General features: G+C 55.5%; 16 protein-coding genes. 6 read left to right on the forward strand and 10 right to left on the reverse strand.

Translation table 11 applies throughout. The features are described 5' to 3' along the window. Positions 1-186 precede the first annotated feature (186 nt). The 5 genes from dnaJ to hrcA all read right to left on the reverse strand — a co-directional run bounded on the left by dnaJ (position 187) and on the right by hrcA (position 6,169). Positions 187-1,299, reverse strand: a complete 1,113-nt coding sequence (gene dnaJ / locus IPN69_00615) for a molecular chaperone DnaJ (GenBank protein ID MBK8809222.1) — start codon at positions 1,297-1,299, stop codon at positions 187-189. Positions 1,300-1,562: 263 nt separating this feature from the next. Further along, positions 1,563-2,225, reverse strand: coding sequence for a hypothetical protein (locus tag IPN69_00620; protein ID MBK8809223.1), 663 nt, complete (start codon positions 2,223-2,225; stop codon positions 1,563-1,565). Between the two features lie 99 nt (positions 2,226-2,324). Continuing rightward, entirely contained in the window at positions 2,325-4,130 is a 1,806-nt protein-coding gene (gene dnaK, locus IPN69_00625) for a molecular chaperone DnaK (protein ID MBK8809224.1), read from the reverse strand. A gap of 55 nt (positions 4,131-4,185) precedes the next feature. Continuing rightward, positions 4,186-5,004, reverse strand: coding sequence for a nucleotide exchange factor GrpE (locus IPN69_00630; protein ID MBK8809225.1), 819 nt, complete (start codon positions 5,002-5,004; stop codon positions 4,186-4,188). A gap of 40 nt (positions 5,005-5,044) precedes the next feature. Next, positions 5,045-6,169, reverse strand: a complete 1,125-nt coding sequence (gene hrcA, locus IPN69_00635) for a heat-inducible transcription repressor HrcA (GenBank protein MBK8809226.1) — start codon at positions 6,167-6,169, stop codon at positions 5,045-5,047. Between the two features lie 303 nt (positions 6,170-6,472). On the opposite strand from hrcA, the gene IPN69_00640 reads away from it, so the two are divergent. Then, the gene (locus tag IPN69_00640) at positions 6,473-7,204 is read left to right on the forward strand and encodes a M48 family metallopeptidase (GenBank protein MBK8809227.1); all 732 of its coding nucleotides are present in this window, start codon (positions 6,473-6,475) and stop codon (positions 7,202-7,204) included. A gap of 24 nt (positions 7,205-7,228) precedes the next feature. On the opposite strand, the gene IPN69_00645 is transcribed toward IPN69_00640, so the two are convergent. The 5 genes from IPN69_00645 to IPN69_00665 all read right to left on the reverse strand — a co-directional run bounded on the left by IPN69_00645 (position 7,229) and on the right by IPN69_00665 (position 10,607). Next, positions 7,229-8,128 (reverse strand): TIGR01777 family protein, encoded by a 900-nt coding sequence (locus tag IPN69_00645; protein ID MBK8809228.1) that lies wholly within the window; start codon positions 8,126-8,128, stop codon positions 7,229-7,231. Next, complete coding sequence (locus tag IPN69_00650; GenBank protein ID MBK8809229.1) at positions 8,129-8,497, reverse strand: cytochrome c; 369 nt, start codon at positions 8,495-8,497, stop codon at positions 8,129-8,131. Then, the gene (locus IPN69_00655) at positions 8,497-9,267 is read right to left on the reverse strand and encodes a thiazole synthase (GenBank protein MBK8809230.1); all 771 of its coding nucleotides are present in this window, start codon (positions 9,265-9,267) and stop codon (positions 8,497-8,499) included. The genes IPN69_00650 and IPN69_00655 overlap by 1 nt, the downstream gene beginning before the upstream one ends. 179 nt (positions 9,268-9,446) lie before the next feature. Beyond that, a complete protein-coding gene (gene thiS, locus IPN69_00660; protein ID MBK8809231.1) occupies positions 9,447-9,647 on the reverse strand; it encodes a sulfur carrier protein ThiS in 201 nt (66 codons plus the stop codon). A gap of 36 nt (positions 9,648-9,683) precedes the next feature. Continuing rightward, positions 9,684-10,607, reverse strand: a complete 924-nt coding sequence (locus IPN69_00665; protein MBK8809232.1) for a hypothetical protein — start codon at positions 10,605-10,607, stop codon at positions 9,684-9,686. Positions 10,608-10,900: 293 nt separating this feature from the next. Between IPN69_00665 and IPN69_00670 the strand changes: the two genes are divergently transcribed. The 5 genes from IPN69_00670 (at position 10,901) to IPN69_00690 (ending at position 14,363) form a co-directional block, all read left to right on the forward strand. Beyond that, the gene (locus IPN69_00670; protein ID MBK8809233.1) at positions 10,901-11,389 is read left to right on the forward strand and encodes an NADH-quinone oxidoreductase subunit A; all 489 of its coding nucleotides are present in this window, start codon (positions 10,901-10,903) and stop codon (positions 11,387-11,389) included. A gap of 86 nt (positions 11,390-11,475) precedes the next feature. Continuing rightward, entirely contained in the window at positions 11,476-12,123 is a 648-nt protein-coding gene (locus IPN69_00675) for an NADH-quinone oxidoreductase subunit B (GenBank protein MBK8809234.1), read from the forward strand. Between the two features lie 64 nt (positions 12,124-12,187). After that, positions 12,188-12,664 (forward strand): NADH-quinone oxidoreductase subunit C, encoded by a 477-nt coding sequence (locus tag IPN69_00680; protein ID MBK8809235.1) that lies wholly within the window; start codon positions 12,188-12,190, stop codon positions 12,662-12,664. A gap of 117 nt (positions 12,665-12,781) precedes the next feature. Beyond that, a complete protein-coding gene (gene nuoD / locus IPN69_00685) occupies positions 12,782-13,936 on the forward strand; it encodes an NADH dehydrogenase (quinone) subunit D (protein MBK8809236.1) in 1,155 nt (384 codons plus the stop codon). Between the two features lie 76 nt (positions 13,937-14,012). Further along, positions 14,013-14,363: a hypothetical protein gene (locus tag IPN69_00690; GenBank protein MBK8809237.1), complete on the forward strand. Its 351-nt coding sequence runs from the start codon at positions 14,013-14,015 to the stop codon at positions 14,361-14,363. Positions 14,364-14,390: the final 27 nt, after the last annotated feature.

Here is a 14,390-nt window from a genome sequence, read left to right on the forward strand (position 1 = left end):
GCTGTCTGTGTTCTGTCAGAAACGGCGCCGGTTACCGGGCAGCTGCTCGGCAAAGTGCTGGATTGCCATTCCCTAACCGGGTTTATCCCAGATTACGCTAAAGAAATTCTGACCGCGAAAAAACGCCAAGAAACGCGAAACCGTCTTCTCCGCAGAGTTCTCGCCGCCTGATGGCGGAACTCCAAGCTACCCGAAAATGTTCCGGACCTTGTCCATAAAGCTCTCGTCGTGGAATTCCGTGTCTTCGATCTCGGCGAGCTGTTCGAGGATCTTGCGCTGATCCTTCGTCAGGTTTTTCGGCGTCACGAGCGTCGCAGCGACAAAGAGGTCGCCTTTGCCGCGGCCGCCGAGGTTGGGCATTCCCTGGTTCTTGATGCGAAAGACCGTTCCGGTTTGGGTTCCGGCCGGGACCTTCAGCATCTCTTCACCGTCAAGGGTTTTGACGGAGATCTCCGCGCCGAGCGCCGCCTGAGTGAAGGAGATCGGGACCGAAGCGTAAAGATTCACACCCTGACGCTCGAAAAGATCGTGCTCCTTGACGTGGATCACGACGTACAGATCGCCTGTAAGCCCGCCGTTGACGCCGGCTTCGCCCTCGCCGCCGACGCGCAGCCTGGAGCCCGTCTCGACTCCCGCCGGAATCTTGATCTCCAGCGTCCTTTCCTTTTCGACCCGGCCCGCGCCACGGCATTTCTTGCACGGTGATTTGATAATCTGGCCCTTGCCGCCGCAGTTCGCACAAGTTCGCATCACCGAGAAGAAACCCTGCTGATATCGGGTCTGGCCGCTGCCGGCGCAGGCGATGCACGCTTCGGGGTCGGTTCCCTTCTCGGCGCCGCGTCCGTCGCATTCATCGCACGTTTCGAGCCTTGGAATATGGAGCTTTTCCTCTTTTCCGTGCGCCGCATCCTCAAGCGCGATCTCGAGATCGTAACGCAGGTCCGCGCCGCGCTGGGAAGACGTGCGCGACCCGCGCCCGCGGCCGCCGCCGAACATATCGCCGAACCCGAAGAGATCGAAGATGTCCTCGATGTTCGAAAATCCCTGACCTTCGAATCCCCCGAAACCTTGCCCGTTCGCCCCCGCGTGGCCGAAACGATCGTAGGACGCGCGTTTGTTGGCGTCAGACAGGACGGAATACGCTTCCGCCGCTTCCTTGAACTTGTCCTCGGCGGCGTGATCGCCCGGATTCTTGTCCGGATGATGCTGCACCGCCAACCGCCGGTAAGCGGTCTTGATCTCGGTTTCGGACGCGTTCTTCGAAACGCCCAGAATCTCGTAATAATCTCGTTTTGACATAATTTGCCGCTGAATTGCTGAACAATACGGATGATGTTTCGCGTGACCGGACAGAACGCTTCGAAAATGAAGAAACCGATCGGTCCAGATTCCAAAATCCCGCATCCAAAATGAAAATGTCAGCCCACGCTAATGAACTGACGTTTAAAGTATTTTTTGCGATATCCGGCACCGTCTTGACAAGCCCCGCCGGCTGACAGGCACAGTTACAGGCCGCCGCACTTCGCGGTTTGCACTTCCGAAGTAGCTGCGCAAGCCCTCGCTCAGTCGCAGAGTTTCTTGCAGACGATGTTTTCTATCTCCGGACAGATCGTCTTGCAGCTCTTTTCACAGACCTTTTCGCCGTTGACGATGCGGCAGTCCCATTCGCAGATTTCCTTGCAAACGATGTTGAAGATCCTCTCGCACGACTCGCGGCACTTCTTTTCCGGATCTTCGGTCGGTCGCGGAACTGCCTTCGCTCCCGCGTTCAGATCATCAAGATAGAACTTGCCGCCGTTCAGAAAGGCGATCTTCCGGTCGTCGGTAGCATTCCGGGCGAACGCCTTGAGTCCGTCGCGGAATTCCGGATTCTGAAAGCGTCCGGCAATCCGTTCGATCTCTGCCCCGGCCGAAATCTTCGGCATTCGATCCAACGACTTCGTGGTCATCTTTTCGCTAACGGATTCCTGTTTGTTGACGAGTTTGACGTCGCCTTCAAGATAGCCGATGCGATCTTCCGGAACTGCGACGCGGTCGCCCATTTCCATCCTCTTCAGCACCGCTTCGCGATACTCTTTGCGGACCGAATTCGCATTCTCGGGCGTGACCGTCGCCTGCGCCGCCGCCGGAATTTCGAATCTGGGCGCGGTCGCGAGGCTGTAGAACGCAAACAAAAAAGCGACCGCCACACCGGCGACCGCTATGATTTTTCGATAATTTCCCATTTCAGGAACCTCCTCGGCAAAAGAAATTTCCTGAAAAATATTGTGCCCCGAATGCGATTGGATTGCAATCTCGCCGCCTGAAGGCGGAACTCCGAACGCCTAAGCCATTACCATCAGGGCCGTTGTCAACTCGTTGGCGGCTTCTTCTGCCTTCTTGGTCGCCGCTTCGAGCTGTGCCCGATCGTCGGACGAAACGAACTCTTCGGCCTCGTTCAGCATCGCGTTGATCGATTTCTGCTGTTCGAGTTCCAGGCCTTTGCCGAATTCGGTCATCGCCTTGCGGGTGTTCTTGACGAGCGAATCGAGTTTGTTGCGCTGCATGATAAGTCCCTTCGCTTCCTTGTCGCGGTCGACCGAGGTTTCCGCCTCCATAATCAAACGGTCGATCTCGTCCGGCGACAATCCGGACGAGGGCGTGATCTGCATCGCCTGTTCGAGTCCCGTCATCTTGTCTTTGGCCGAGACGTTGACGATGCCGTTGGCGTCGATCTCGAACGAAACGTCAACCTGCGGAACGCCACGCGGCGACGGCGGGATTCCCACCAGCTCGAATTTGCCGAGACTTCGGTTGCCCGAGGAGATCTCGCGCTCACCCTGCAGAATATGGATCTCCACCGACTGCTGATTGTCGACGACCGTCGTGAACGTCATCGTGTTCTTGAGCGGGATCGTCGAGTTCTTCGAGATAAGCTTGACGAACAATCCGCCGCGCGTTTCAAGACCGAGCGACAACGGCAGTACGTCGAGAAGGACGATATCCTTGACATCACCGGTCATAACTCCGCCCTGGATCGCCGCGCCCATCGAGACGACTTCGTCCGGATTGATCTCCGCCGACGGTTCCTTGCCAAAAACCTCCGTCACGGTCGCACCAATGATCGGCGAGCGCGTCTGCCCGCCGACGAGAATTACCTTATCGATGTCCGTGGGCTTGAGCTTCGCATCCCAGAGAGCCTTCTGACAGGGCTCGACCGATGATTCGACGAGATCCTGAACAAGCTCTTCAAACTTCGCTCGCGTCAGCACCTTATTGATATGCTTCGGACCGGTCGCATCGGCCGCGATGAAGGGCAGATTGACGGTTGTTTCAAGGACGCTCGAGAGTTCGCACTTGGCGCGCTCGGCCGCTTCCTTGAGGCGCTGGAGCGCGAGTCTGTCTTCTCGCAGATTGATGTGATTCTCTTCGCGGAAAGTGTCGACGAGCCAATTGATGATTCGCTGATCAAAGTCCTCGCCGCCTAAGAAGGTGTTGCCGGATGTCGAAAGAACCTCGAAAACACCGTCGTTGATCTCGAGGATCGTGATGTCGAACGTGCCGCCTCCGAGGTCGTAAACGGCGACTTTTTCATTCTTTTTCTTGCCGAAACCGTAGGCCAGCGCGGCGGCCGTCGGTTCGTTGATGATGCGCTCGATCTCGAGTCCCGCGATCTTGCCGGCGTCACGAGTCGCCTGTCGCTGCATATCATCAAAATAGGCGGGCACCGTAATGATGGCCTCGGTGATCTTGTCGCCGAGGAATTCTTCGGCCGCCATTTTCAGGCGCTGAAGGACGATTGCGGAGATCTCCGGTGGCGAATAGTCGCGGTCGAGCACGCGGATAAATGCATCGCCATTTGGCGCCTCGACGATCTCGAACGGCACGGTTTCGCGCATTTTCTGCACTTCGGCCGAGTCAAACTTGCGGCCGATGAGCCGCTTGACCGCCGACAGCGTGTTCGTCGGGTTCGTTACGGCCTGTCGCTTGGCGATCTGTCCGACGAGCCGTTCGCCTTTGTCGGTAAAGCCGACGACAGACGGCGTGGTACGTCCGCCTTCCTTGTTGGGAATGATCTGCACGCTTCCGTTTTCCAGTACGGAAACGCAGCAGTTTGTTGTTCCAAGGTCAATGCCAATTACTTTGCTCATATTCGTCCTGAGTCCTTTCTTTGTTTGCGTGAATTCCGTGTGGAAACTGAGTGGATTATTCGCGATCGCCCGACGGTTGCTGAATTTCGGCCGGAGTTTCGGTTCGCGGGGCAACGGCGACTCGAACCATCGCAGCACGGATCACCTTGGTGCCGATTCGGTATCCGCGGAGGAGTTCCGAAGTGACTGTGTTCTGCGGCACGTCCGATCTCGGTTCGGCGGCGACGGCTTCGTGAAAGTTCGGATCAAACGGCTCGCCGACTGCAAGGATCGGAAAAATGCCCATCTCGGCGAGCACTTCGTTCAGTTGTTGGCTGACGAGCGCGATGCCGCGGAAAAACTCGTGAAAATCGCTGGACTTTCCATCAGAGTGCTTCTCGGCGAAAACGAGCGCGCGGTCCATATTATCGATCACCGGCAGCATTTGTCCGGCGAGGTTGCTGAGTTGATTGAGAAACGTTTCATCGCGTTCGCGTTCGGTCCGCTTGCGATAATTCTCAAAATCAAACTGCCGGCGGCGCATCGTCGAGGTCATTTCGGCCCGGTCGTTTTCGGCTTTCTCGAGCTTCGTTCTCAGCAATTCGACCTCGTCCTCGAGATCCGAAAACGTCTTATTGTTGGGCACCAAGTTCGTCGCGCGGATGGGTTCGATCTCGATATGTTTCCCGACGTTGAATTCCGATCTGATAAAATCGGGCGGATTCGTATCATCAAAATCAGCGCCCTCCACCTCGATATCAAGATCCGGTGAAATATGCAGATCCTTCTCTCGGGCTTCGAGCTGCCGAATGAAGTCTTCGATCGAAACTGCTCCGTCGTTGTCGATTTCAACGGCAGAAACATCCTGATTTTCGTAATCTTGATTTGAATCCATTATTTGACTCGTGACTTAGTGGATTGGCGTCGGGCGACTGCTAGCTGGCAGAAATATCCTTGGCCATATGTTTTTCAAGAATTCGGGCGACGTAGCCGACGATCGAGATGATCCGCGAGTACTCGATCCTCGTCGGTCCGAGCACACTTAGAGTTCCGATCGCCGATCCGCGTCCGATCTTGTACGGTGCGGTTATCAAAGTGCAGTCGCTGAGAGTGGCCGAGGCGTTCTCGCTGCCGATGACCACCTGAACGTTCCCTTTCGCCGTCGATTCGCGATCCACGCACTGGTTTAGAATGCGCATTAATCGCGACTTTTCCTCGATCGTCCGCAAGAGTTCGCGCAGTCGCTCCATATCGGTGAAGTCCCGTTTGGCGACAATGTTCGACGTTCCGTCAACATAGACCTCGCCGAGATTCTCGTCCTCATTCTCGATGCTCTGGGAACAGAGGATCATCGCCGTCTGGAGCAGTTTGTCAAAAAGGCTCTTTTCTTCGTGCATCAGCCTGAGAATCTCAACCCGTATCTCGGCAAGGCTCTTGCCTCCGAACTCCGCGTTGATGTATCGCGCGGTCCGATCAAGTTCGTCCTGCGGGAACGAATCCCTAAGCCGGATTATCTTGTTGTGGACGATGTTCGGGGCCGAGACCAGAACGACGAGAATGCGCCTTTCGGAAAGATTCACAAACTCGATGTGCTGGAGACGGTCGTGGGCGAGCGACGGCGACACAACAATGCCGATGTTATTTGAAAGAGCCGAGAGAAGGTGCGAGGTGCGTTCCATCAAGCGGTCGGGAGTTTCCTTGAATTCGCTTTCGAGGGAACCGAATTCCTCGCCGATAAAGCGAAGGTCCTCGTCCGAGAGGCGCAAGATCCCGAGCAGGTTGTCAACGTAGAAGCGGTAGCCCTTGTCCGTCGGAACGCGTCCGGCGGAAGTATGCGGCTGTTCGACCAGTCCGCTTTCTTCTAGATCGCCCATCACATTGCGGATCGTCGCCGAACTCAAGCCGAAGCTGCTGACAAACTTTTCCGCGATTGCTTTTGAGCCGACCGGTTCACCGGTGATGAGATGTTCGCCGATGATCGCCGTTAGGATCGCCTGCCCGCGCGTGTCGGGAAAATTACTAACTTTCTCGAACCCAATATTTGAACCGCGGACAGCCATTCTACATTTCGTGAGACCCGAAGCAGGCGTTTCCGAAAAGGGATGCCTGCGCTATTAAAACAGATAACATTTTAGTGCTAAACCTGTCAACAATTATTAGTTAAACGCTGTTTATCCTGAAAGCGCCGGCGGAACTTTTGAAGGAACTTTTGTCTTCGGAATAGCGGAAAACGGATAACTGAAAACTGATAAATGGCCGTTGACGGTTTCTTCGTACCGAACCGCTGACGGAGCCGCTGCAGACCAACGCCAAACCCGGCGGCTTTGCGCGTTCGGGTCTGAATCCACTACTCTCTATGTTTTATGAGCAAGGCTGCCGATGAATTGAAACCGTTTTACGTGGAAGCGTTCCGCGCGCTCGACCGCAGCGGGAATCAGATGCCCGAGATCTCGGTCGAGTTTTATCCGTACGTCGGCATCAATCATACGATCCGCATCCGTGACGGCCGGATACTGGTGCGTGTCGGCGAAATATGCCGGACGATGCCGCCGAATGAGCACAAGGCGCTCGCTTACATCCTGGTCGCGAAGTTGTTGCGCCGCTCGGTTCCGGCCGAGGCGAGGCGCGTCTATGCCGCGTATGTGAAGGGGCACGAGGTGCAGGAGAAGGCCCGCGAGAACAAACGATCGCTCGGCCGAAAAGTGATCAGCGGTGCGCGCGGAGCCGTTTACGACCTCGACGGCATCTTCGAAAAGGTGAATCAGATCTATTTCGGAGGCAATTTGGAGAAACCGGTGCTGACCTGGTCGGCGCGCAGAACCTACAGGATCCTCGGCCATCACGATCCGGCTCACCGGACGATCGTCATCAGCCGTTCGCTCGATGACGCGCACGTGCCGAAATTCGTCGTCGAATACGTGATGTTCCACGAAATGCTCCACGTGTTTCATCCGACGAAGAACATCAACGGACGAAGGATGAACCACACTCGCGAATTCCGCGAGAGTGAACGCAAGTTTTTATATTACGACGATGCCGAGCGTTGGATATCGGACAATGCGAGAAAGCTGAAGCGAAAGGCAAAAAGGTCTTGAGTGAGCGTGGTCCGTGTCTCAAGCCTAAACAAGTTGCGCGGCAAGCGCGCCTTCAAGATCAGTGAAATCGAATTCGAATCCCGAATCGAGTGCTTTTCTGGGAATCACGCGATTTCCCTGCAGCAACAGAGTCTCGCCCATCTCGCCGAACAGCAGCTTGATGGCAAATTCTGGGACGGGAAGAAATGTTGGTCTGTTGAGCACTTTCCCAAGCGTTTTCGTGAATACGGAGTTGGTCACCGGATTCGGCGCCGTCGCGTTGAGCGGTCCGCTGATCGATTCATTCTCGAGAGCGAAGACGATAATCCTCACAAGATCGCCGATTGCGATCCAAGGCATCCATTGTTTTCCAGATCCGATGATGCCGCCGACACCGAACTTGAACGGCGTGAGCATCTTTTCGAGCGCGCCGCCGTCTTTGGAAAGAACGATTCCGATACGCGGTGTCACAACGCGCGCTCCGAATTCTCTTGCCTTCAACGCTTCGGCTTCCCATCCCTGACAGATCTCAGGGAAAAAACCGCTTCCGGGAGCGGATTCCTCGGTCAGGATCTCGTCTTCCCGATTGCCGTAGAATCCGATCGCCGACGCCGAAATCAAGGTCTTCGGTTTGGTCTTGCATTCAGCCAGCGCGCCGACCAGCAATCTCGTCCCCTGAATGCGGCTCTCTCGTATGCGGCGCTTCTTGTCGGCGGACCAGTTCTCGGAAGCGACGTTGTCGCCGGCAAGATGGATCACGGCGTCAAATCCTTCTAGTTTCAGCGCTTCGTCATCGCTGAAGCCGTTCTCGGAATTCCAGATTATCTCGTCGGAACCCGCCGTCTTCGTACGGACAAGCTTCGAGATCGAATGCCCTTTTGATTCGAGGACCGGGATCAGCTGCTTTGCGACAAGTCCGGTCGCACCGGAGATCAGGATCTTCATTTATTGCCGTCCCTGCAGATCTTTGTAGATGAACTTTGCCATCCGCCGCATTTCTTCCTCGGTCAGCTGAAATTTGAACGACGGCATCGGCGGCTTGCCGGTGGCGATCTGTTCGTAGATCTGTTCCTCGGTCTTGCTTGCGATATCGCCGTGACGGAGCGACGGGATCATTCGGCCCTGCATCTCCTTTCCATATCCCTCGACGCCGTGGCATAGCGCACAATTCTGCCGATAGAGCGACGCCTCGTACATTTTGCTTTCGGCCAAGACGATCCCGACGCGCGGCTGACCCGGGGGCTCCTTTGCCGCGCAGGCCGCGATAAAAAGCGCCGCGGCGCTGACGATGATAATTAACTTAACTTCCCTCATTATTTGATCGCTCCCTCGATCGGGCTCGAAGCCGACGCGTAGAGTCGCTTCGGCATTCTGCCCGAAAGATATGAAAGACGTCCCGCCCTGACGGCGTAATTCATCGCCGTCGCCATCAGTTCCGCATCGCGCGCCTCGGCAATCGCGGTATTCATCAGGATCGCGTCGGCTCCGAGTTCCATCGCGATCGACGCGTCTGACGGCACGCCGACGCCGGCATCGACGATGATCGTCGCATCCGGCAACTGTTCGCGCATGATTCGCAGATTTGACGGATTCTGAACGCCCATTCCAGACCCGATCGGCGCCGCGAGCGGCATCACCGCCGGACATCCGGCGTCGAGCAGTTTCTTGGCCATTATCAGATCGTCGGAAAAATACGGCAGAACGATGAACCCTTCTTTGACGAGAATTCTCGCCGCTTCCAGCGTTTGTTCGTTGTCAGGCAAAAGGGTCACCGGATCGCCGATGACCTCGAGTTTGATCCAATCCGTCTCAAGCGCCTCGCGCGCGAGACGGGCCGTGCGGATCGCGTGATCGGCGTCGTAGCAACCGGCCGTGTTCGGGAGGATCCGCATCTCCGGATCGAGATAGTCGAGAAAAGATTCGGACTTGCGGTCGAGCGGAACGCGGTTGACGGCGACCGTCACCATTTCCGCCCCTGAAGCCTTGTGCGCCGCCTGCATCTCCTTGAAACTGCGATATTTGCCGGTTCCGATGATAAGCCGCGAGGTGAACGTTGTCCCCGCGAGTGTAAACGTGTCAGACATAATTCGATTTCGGAATCGGGTTTTCCGATTTCGGGTTAACCGAAATCCTGAAGTCACCGTCAGCCGATAAATCGAATGTACAATATTCGCGGATGCTTGTTAATTGCTGAGCGTTGATTGTTGATCGCGGGACGAAAGCCGCGAAGGTCCGAAACTCCGACATCGCCGGTCCGAATTGCCTAGCCTCCGCCGACGAAGTGGACGATCTCGATACGATCCGCGTCCTTTATTGTGATGCTATCCCAATCCCTTTTGCGGACGACCTCGCGGTTAAGTTCGATCGCGACCCGCGCGGTCGGCAGTTCAAGTTCTCTGAGCATCTGGAGCAAGGAAACGTCCGCCGCGAGTTCGCGCGATTCGCCGTTGACCGTGACTTTCATACTACGAGTCTAACAAACGCAAACTGCCAAATCGAATCAGCCCTGGCGGACGATCTGCCGAAGTTCGGCCTCTTCGCCTTTGTCCAACGCGCGGACAAGCAGGGCCGCGCGGCCCGAACGGAACTGCGGAACCTGGAGATGGATGACGGCGATGCCGGTGGCATCGGTCTTGGCGTGGAAAATCAACGGGCGAAAGCTCGAACCGAGCACTTTGACGACGATCTGCACGCCGACGATCCGCTTTGTCGGGTCGCCGCGGTGGACGCAGATCTGAAGCGTCTTCCGCTCGCCGGCCCGGAAAGTCGTTTTGGTCGCGAAGTCGATCTCAAGTTTCCCGTTGTAGGTCGGGATCGGTTCGACGAATTGAATTGCGTCGTCAAGCACAATCGTGTCGCCGGTCGCATCATCGATGATTCCGTCCGCTTCGACAACCAGTTCGTCGTCGATGATCTTCAACGGCAGATCCCAAACGAGTTCTTCATTCGGCTGCGGGATCGGCGCTGTGAAAGCGTGCGCCGGTTGGACGGGCGGACTCGGCTCGGCGCGAGCCGGTGAGATTGTCTGGACTGCCGGTCGGTACGGGCTGATGACCGGCGGCACCAACTCATTTGCCTGCGCACCAATAGGGTGCGCAGCTGGCTGCAGAACCGGTTTGGTCGGCGAAGAACTTCCACGTTTCAGCGCGGCATCCTTCGCGGCCATCTTTTTCAGGTCCTCGATTCGGCCGTTTCGGACAGCGGCGCAGATCAGTTTGTGCTGCTTCTGGAGTCGTTCGGCGAGAACTTTTTCGTCGAATCCATTCTCGATCAAGTCATCGTAAGGCGTGCGTTTACTGGCAAGAATTGTCCCGCGATCGTAAACGAGTGACAGGATGAGCGCCGCGTCCAGACCTTTATCCTCGGTCTGCACGTGGTAAACGACGCCGTTATGCTCAATATCTGTATTGAATCCTGTTATCACAATTTGAAATAGAAGCGGTGTGAAAAGCGGCTTTCGCGGCGCATTGCGCCAACTCAAAAGTAGCATAGGGCGCAAATTGCGGTCAACGAAAAATATTCCTGCAAAATTTGTATTAACTTGCCGCAATTTAACATCGGGGCGTCGCGAATACCGTCAAGAGCTTGTCAAAAGTTCGTCGCCTTGACACTGTTTCCGGCTTAACTTACGATTTGTTTTGTGCAATAATTCTCAAGTTCGCTACGTACGATTTCTCGATTTTAAGCAGTCTGAATTCAAGAAATTAAAAGGCTTCGATGAATAACTTCAACTTAATGGACTATGCGCCGATCGGGGTCATGTTTTTGATCGCGATGGGCTTTGCCGCAAGTCAGCTTTTGGTGACGCAGTTGATCGGACCGCGCAAGCGGACGGCGACGAAACTGATGCCGTACGAATGCGGCAAGGACCCGGTCGGATCGGCACGCGAGCGTTACTCGATCAAGTTCTACACGGTCGCCGTCATTTTTCTGCTGTTCGACATAGAAGTCTTGTTTATGGTCCCGTTCGCGGTCGCGTTCAAAGAACTGCTCGCGCAACAAAAGATCAGCGGCATCGCGTTCGGAACGATCGCGTTTATCGAGATCCTGATATTCATCGGCACGCTGGTCGTGGGCTACATTTATGTCTGGAAGAAAGGGACGTTCGACTGGGGAATGCAGGCCCGCGCTCAGGCCCGTGCGGAAGCGAAAGCAATAGTCAAGGCAAAGAATGCCGAACGGACTGAATTGAAAAAGGCCGCTTAGGAATTTGGGATCTTGGATTTTGGATTGGCGTGATGGGCTGGTCTTTCGGAATCAAAAATCCCAAATCGCAAATCGCAAATTGAATCATGGGTTTAGAAAATAGCATCTGGGAATCACTTCCCGACGTCGTGACGGTCAAACTCGACGCGGTGATCAACTGGTCACGAAAGTCCTCGATCTGGCCGGCAACTTTCGGACTTGCGTGCTGTGCGATCGAAATGATGAATACGGCCGCGTCGCGCAACGACATTTCCCGTTTCGGCGCGGAGACCTTTCGGGCAAGTCCGCGGCAGGCTGATGTAATGATCGTCTCGGGCCGCGTCTCGCGGAAGATGGCGCCGGTTCTCCGACGCATCTACGATCAAATGCCCGAACCCAAATGGGTCATCTCGATGGGCGCCTGTGCAACGTCGGGCGGTGTTTTCGACAACTACGCGATCGTCCAGGGCGTCGATAAGATCGTTCCCGTCGACATTTACATTCCGGGCTGCCCGCCGCGACCGGAAATGCTGGTGCACGCGATCACGATGCTCCAGGAAAAGATAATGACGGACTCGGTGAGGGACCGACGCGACGCTTTTGAAGAAGAATCGCGCAAGGCGATCGTTCCCGGAACGCTGCCGGTCACCGAGGGAACCGCCCTCGAACGCGAGATTGAGGCCGAAGTGGCGCAGAACAAGACGGCTCGTCCGTATTCGGTGCCGTCACGCCACGAGCGACGAAAGTCCTCGTAGTTGTTAATGTCGGACATTCGATTCGATCGAAGGGAAATAAACGGTCAGCAGAATTAACGTAACAATGAACACACTTCTGGAAATTGTCGAAAACCTGAAAGGCGAGAATGCTTCGTGGGTCGCCGACGTTAAGGATTCGCTTGGTGAAATCACGGTCACGGTGCCGCGCGAAGCGATCAACGCCGTGTGCGGATTCCTGAAGGGTTCGCACGGTTTCAACCTTCTCGCCGACCTTTGCGGTTCCGACCGCGGGCCGGAAGACGATCCGCGTTTCGAGGTCAACTATCACTTGTTTTCGACGACGCATCACCAACGGCTTCGTCTGAAGGTTTTGCTCTCGGAAGACGATCCGCACGTTGATACCGTCTCGGACATCTGGAAGTCGGCCAACTGGCACGAGCGCGAAGCGTATGACCTGGTCGGCGTGATCTTTGACAATCACCCGGATCTGCGTCGGATTCTTTTGCCGTCGGATTTCGACGGCCACGCTCTCCGCAAGGATTATCCGTTGCGCGGGTATGAACCCTATTCTTTGAGTTGATGTCGGATTTGAGATTTCGGATCGCGGATTTCTGCGGAGTTCGAATTTAAGACCATTATGGGATTGGAAAATGTAACCGATGGCGTCGAAGTTCTCGACCGAACGCTCGAGTCGCATATGACTCTGTCGATGGGGCCGCAGCATCCTTCGACGCACGGCGTTTTGCGGCTTGACCTGCGGCTCGACGGCGAACTGATCGTCAAAGCCGTGCCGGATATCGGCTATCTCCACACCGGAATGGAGAAGCTTTTCGAGTATAAGAAGTATCAGCAAGGAATCGTCATCACCGACCGAATGGATTATCTTAATCCGCTCGGAAACAATTTGGCTTATGTGATGGCCGCCGAAAAGCTGCTCCAGCTCGAGATCCCGGAACGAGCGCAAACGATCCGCGTCCTGATGTGCGAACTGCAGCGGATCGCGTCGCATATGGTATGGCTCGGGACGCACTGTCTCGATATCGGCGCGATGAGCGTCTTCTTTTTCTGCTTCAAGGAACGCGAGAAAATACTAAACATTATCGAATCGGTCTCCGGGGGCCGCTTGACGCCGAGTTATTTCCGCATCGGCGGTCTGATGATGGATCTCCCGGCGGGCTTTGAAAATCGTTGCCGACAGTTTCTTGACAACTTTCTCGACGCGATGAAGACGTTCGAAACTCTCGTCACGGGCAACACGATCTGGCAGTCGCGGACGCAAGGCATCGGCATTATTTCGGGCGAGGAGGCGATCGACTGGGGATTGACCGGGCCGTGTCTGCGTGGCAGCGGCGTCGATCTCGATCTCCGTCGCGACAATCCGTACACGAGTTACGAAACATACGATTTCGACGTCGTGGTCGAAAACGACTGCGACGTCTGGGCGCGTTTCCAGGTCCGGATGCGGGAATGTTACGAATCGCACAAGATCGTCCGCCAGGCGCTCGATCGCCTCAAGCCCGGCCCGGTCAAAGCCGACGCGCCGAAAGTCGTACTTCCGGACCGCGACGATATGCGCAAACATATGGATTCGCTGATCCATCACTTTTTGATCGTCGCCGAGGGCTTCAATGTTCCGGAAGGCGAGGTTTATATGCCGATCGAGGCATCGAAAGGCGAACTTGGCGTCTATATGAAATCAAACGGCGGCCCGAAACCCGAACGCGTCCACTTCCGCGGCCCGAGTTTCGTGAATCTCGCCGCGTTGCCGGCAATGAGCGAAGGCGAAATGGTCGCCGACGTCGTTGCGATCATCGGATCGCTGGATATTGTTTTGGGGGAAATTGATCGTTGATCGGTTAAAAACAGGGGATTTGAATACGGGGCTTTTTACTTAATACTCAGAGAAATTAGAAGAAGGAGAAATACTCATGACCGAAAATCAGGAAAAACAGATCTTTAAGATCCTCAACAACTTAGTGATCAGTGTCAACGCGATTCGTGAAGAATTGAACGTGATCAAGGCAGATATCGACGTTATCAAGGCAGATATCGTCGAAATCAAGGCAGATATCGTCGAAATCAAGGCAGATATCGTCGAAATCCGGGCCGATATCGTCGAAATCCGGGCAGATATTGCCGAGATTCGCGGGATCCAAACCGAACAGGGCGAATCGTTGCGGCGGCTGGAAGTGAAAACAGATTCGATCGCGGCCGAGGTGGCCGACAACGGTCGCCGGATCGATGCGCTCGAACGTCGCACGGAGCAGAGGGTTCATTAGTTAGTCAGCCGTCTGCGGACGGCTCTC

Source organism: Acidobacteriota bacterium (genome assembly GCA_016715115.1).
In the GTDB taxonomy this organism is placed as follows: Bacteria; Acidobacteriota; Blastocatellia; order Pyrinomonadales; family Pyrinomonadaceae; genus JAFDVJ01.

Coding starts and splice junctions, on each gene's coding strand:
- IPN69_00655 (MBK8809230.1), bottom strand. CDS start 9,267: ATGTCTGACACGTTTACACTCGCGGGGACAACGTTCACCTCGCGGCTT.
- dnaK (MBK8809224.1), bottom strand. CDS start 4,130: ATGAGCAAAGTAATTGGCATTGACCTTGGAACAACAAACTGCTGCGTT.
- IPN69_00675 (MBK8809234.1), top strand. CDS start 11,476: ATGGGTTTAGAAAATAGCATCTGGGAATCACTTCCCGACGTCGTGACG.
- dnaJ (MBK8809222.1), bottom strand. CDS start 1,299: ATGTCAAAACGAGATTATTACGAGATTCTGGGCGTTTCGAAGAACGCG.
- IPN69_00680 (MBK8809235.1), top strand. CDS start 12,188: ATGAACACACTTCTGGAAATTGTCGAAAACCTGAAAGGCGAGAATGCT.
- hrcA (MBK8809226.1), bottom strand. CDS start 6,169: ATGGCTGTCCGCGGTTCAAATATTGGGTTCGAGAAAGTTAGTAATTTT.
- IPN69_00645 (MBK8809228.1), bottom strand. CDS start 8,128: ATGAAGATCCTGATCTCCGGTGCGACCGGACTTGTCGCAAAGCAGCTG.
- IPN69_00650 (MBK8809229.1), bottom strand. CDS start 8,497: ATGAGGGAAGTTAAGTTAATTATCATCGTCAGCGCCGCGGCGCTTTTT.
- IPN69_00670 (MBK8809233.1), top strand. CDS start 10,901: ATGAATAACTTCAACTTAATGGACTATGCGCCGATCGGGGTCATGTTT.
- IPN69_00690 (MBK8809237.1), top strand. CDS start 14,013: ATGACCGAAAATCAGGAAAAACAGATCTTTAAGATCCTCAACAACTTA.
- IPN69_00630 (MBK8809225.1), bottom strand. CDS start 5,004: ATGGATTCAAATCAAGATTACGAAAATCAGGATGTTTCTGCCGTTGAA.
- thiS (MBK8809231.1), bottom strand. CDS start 9,647: ATGAAAGTCACGGTCAACGGCGAATCGCGCGAACTCGCGGCGGACGTT.
- IPN69_00640 (MBK8809227.1), top strand. CDS start 6,473: ATGAGCAAGGCTGCCGATGAATTGAAACCGTTTTACGTGGAAGCGTTC.
- nuoD (MBK8809236.1), top strand. CDS start 12,782: ATGACTCTGTCGATGGGGCCGCAGCATCCTTCGACGCACGGCGTTTTG.
- IPN69_00620 (MBK8809223.1), bottom strand. CDS start 2,225: ATGGGAAATTATCGAAAAATCATAGCGGTCGCCGGTGTGGCGGTCGCT.